Annotated in this window: 3 protein-coding genes and 1 pseudogene; all 4 read left to right on the top strand. The window is 61.4% G+C overall.

The window, feature by feature from the left end:
* Positions 1 to 213: 213 nt before the first annotated feature.
* Positions 214 to 927: an LPS export ABC transporter periplasmic protein LptC gene (lptC, locus tag E5W87_RS19595; RefSeq protein ID WP_292400999.1), complete on the top strand. Its 714-nt coding sequence runs from the start codon at positions 214 to 216 to the stop codon at positions 925 to 927.
* Complete coding sequence (locus E5W87_RS19590; protein ID WP_292400996.1) at positions 914 to 1,522, top strand: LptA/OstA family protein; 609 nt, start codon at positions 914 to 916, stop codon at positions 1,520 to 1,522. Before lptC ends, E5W87_RS19590 begins: the two co-directional genes overlap by 14 nt.
* The gene (gene lptB / locus E5W87_RS19585) at positions 1,522 to 2,340 is read left to right on the top strand and encodes an LPS export ABC transporter ATP-binding protein (RefSeq protein ID WP_292400993.1); all 819 of its coding nucleotides are present in this window, start codon (positions 1,522 to 1,524) and stop codon (positions 2,338 to 2,340) included. The genes E5W87_RS19590 and lptB overlap by 1 nt, the downstream gene beginning before the upstream one ends.
* A 188-nt stretch (positions 2,341 to 2,528) precedes the next feature.
* Positions 2,529 to 2,682 (top strand): annotated as a pseudogene (locus E5W87_RS19580) (RNA polymerase sigma-54 factor); the annotation flags it as partial.

The following is a 2,682-nucleotide window of genomic DNA, read 5'->3' as shown; positions in this document are numbered from 1 at the left end:
GAGCCGGCGTTTCAAGTGACATCAAGACCAATCCACAGGCCCTAACGCTGTCCCCCTGTATCTGGTATGAGGTGCAAGTTGTGCCGGTTTCATTTTCGTTTGTGCCACAGCAACCGTCACACTTTTGCGGTTTTCCTCCGCTTGTGCTTGCTTGAGGGCGCCGGCATCCCACCTATAGGGTGCTTGGCGGCAGGGGTTTAAAAGAAAGCAGTTATGTTAGCGCGACCGATCGAACCGACCAACACCGAGACGGAGTTGGCCCCCCCGAACGTAGGCCCGGCACGGGTCGACGCCTTCGGCATTGCCCAGCGCCATTCGCGCCGTGTGCGTATCTTGAAGCTGGCGGTGCCGCTGGTCGCTGCCGCGATCGCGGTCGCCTTCCCGGTCTATTCGTATCTCGCGGCGCCTGTCTCGATCCAGGTCCAGGCCGACGGCAGCGCCTTCGCCGATGGCAAGCTGGTGATGGCCAACCCCAAGCTCAATGGGTTCACCAAGCAGAAACTGCCCTATTCCATGACCGCCTTGCGCGCCATACAGGACGTGAGCAAGCAAGGCATCATCGATCTGGAGGGCATCGACGCCAAGCTGCCGCTCTCGGCCGACAACGTGGCGGCCGTCAATGCCTCGCACGGCACCTACAATCGCGATGGCAATACGATGAGCCTGACCAGCGATGTCATCATAACCACCACCGATGGCTTGGAGGCAAAGTTCAAATCGGTCTTTCTCGACATGGGCAAAGGCACTATGAAGACGAGTGACCCGGTCGACGTCAGCCGCGGCGGGTCGCGGATCACCGCAGATTCGATGTCGATCCAGGACAACGGCAAGATCGTGGTTTTCGAGAACAGAGTGCGTGTCAACATCGATCCCGCCAGCTTGAAGGCGGCAGAGGCAATGAGCGGAGCATCCAATGCGGTTCAGTAGTTTGACACGACTCGTGGCCGCGGCTTCGGCGTTGCCGGCCCTTGCGCTGACTTTGGGGCTGGGCTTGGGGATGGCGCCGGCTCTGGCGCAGTCCAAGGCCACCAGCCAGCTGTCGGGCCTCAAACTGTCCGGCGACAAACCCATCCAGATCGAAAGCGACAAGCTCGAGGTTCGCCAAGCGGACAGCGTCGCCGTGTTTACGGGCAATGTAAACGTCGTCCAGGGCCCAACCGTGCTCAAGGCCGGCAAGATGACGGTCTATTATGTCAAGGATGCCGGCGCTGCCGCCAAGGGCACGGAGGCCGCCGGTGCCGCGATGACCGGCTCGGCCAACATTGACCGTCTAGAAGTCGCCAACAAGGTCTATATCAAATCGGATGACCAGGTCGCGACCGGCGACCGCGGCACTTTCGACATGAAGACGGAAGTGCTGGTGCTTTCAGGCAGCAAGGTCGTGCTTTCGCAAGGCGACAATGTGCTGGTCGGTTGCAAGCTCACCGTGCAGATGAAGAGCGGCCTGGCCCAGGTCGACGCCTGCGGCGGCCGCGTCATGATGTCGATCACGCCGCCGAAGTCGGGAGCGGCGAAGCCCTGATGGCCGACGTAGCATCGCTGATGGCGCGTCTCTCAGGACGCGCCGCCGGCAAACTTGCGGCGCCGGCCACGGTCACCGTCGACCAGGTAAAGTTCAAGGGAACCTTGATCGCGAAGGGCCTGACCAAGAGCTACAAAGGCCGCAAAGTCGTCAGCGGCGTGACGATCGGCGTGCGCGCCGGTGAGGCGGTCGGACTGCTCGGTCCCAACGGCGCCGGCAAGACGACCTGCTTCTACATGGTCACCGGCCTGGTGCCGGTCGACGAAGGCACGATCGAAATCGACGGCTTCGATGTCACCTCGATGCCGATGTACCGCCGTGCCCGCCTCGGCATCGGCTACCTTCCGCAGGAAGCGTCGATCTTTCGCGGCCTGACCGTCGAGCAAAACATCCGTGCCGTGCTCGAAGTGGTCGAAAAGAGCCGCAAGGAACGCGAACGCAGTCTCGACGAATTGCTCGAGGAGTTTCACATCAGCCATCTGCGCAAGGCCCCGTCGCTGTCGCTTTCCGGCGGCGAGCGGCGGCGCCTAGAAATCGCGCGCGCATTGGCGACCCGCCCCGCATACATGCTGCTCGACGAACCTTTCGCCGGCATCGATCCGATCGCCGTCGCCGATATCCAGCAACTCGTGCGCCATCTGACGGCGCGGGGCATCGGCGTGCTCATCACCGATCACAATGTCCGCGAGACGCTTGGCCTGATCGACCGCGCCTACATCATCCATGCCGGCCAGGTGCTGACCCATGGCCGGGCCGACGAAGTGGTCGCAAACCCGGATGTGCGGCGGCTTTATCTCGGCGAGGGATTTACACTCTGAGCGTGAATATTTCTGTCTAAACGCGGTTTTTGGCGCGAGACAGACCTTTTTCTCCGATTTCTCGTCCGAATAACGCGCCGACAGGCGAGTTTTGATCGCCGTCGCCTTGACAAGCAAAAGCCGGGCCAGTTTCTATGCCCAACTCCTTCCGGCAGTCCGGATGCGTAGACAGGGCGTTTAACCGAACCATGGCGTTGGCGGCAAAACTACAGCTACGACAGTCCCAGTCGCTGGTGATGACGCCGCAGCTCATGCAGTCGATACGGCTGCTGCAGTTCACCCACATCGAGCTGGAACGTTTCATCGACGACGAAATCGAGCGCAATCCTCTGCTCGAGCGCG

The sequence above is a fragment of the Mesorhizobium sp. genome (assembly GCF_004962925.1).
In the GTDB taxonomy this organism is placed as follows: domain Bacteria; phylum Pseudomonadota; class Alphaproteobacteria; order Rhizobiales; family Rhizobiaceae; genus Mesorhizobium.
This window is presented reverse-complemented; position numbering and strand designations above follow the sequence as displayed.

Coding starts and splice junctions, on each gene's coding strand:
- lptC (WP_292400999.1), top strand. CDS start 214: ATGTTAGCGCGACCGATCGAACCGACCAACACCGAGACGGAGTTGGCC.
- E5W87_RS19590 (WP_292400996.1), top strand. CDS start 914: ATGCGGTTCAGTAGTTTGACACGACTCGTGGCCGCGGCTTCGGCGTTG.
- lptB (WP_292400993.1), top strand. CDS start 1,522: ATGGCCGACGTAGCATCGCTGATGGCGCGTCTCTCAGGACGCGCCGCC.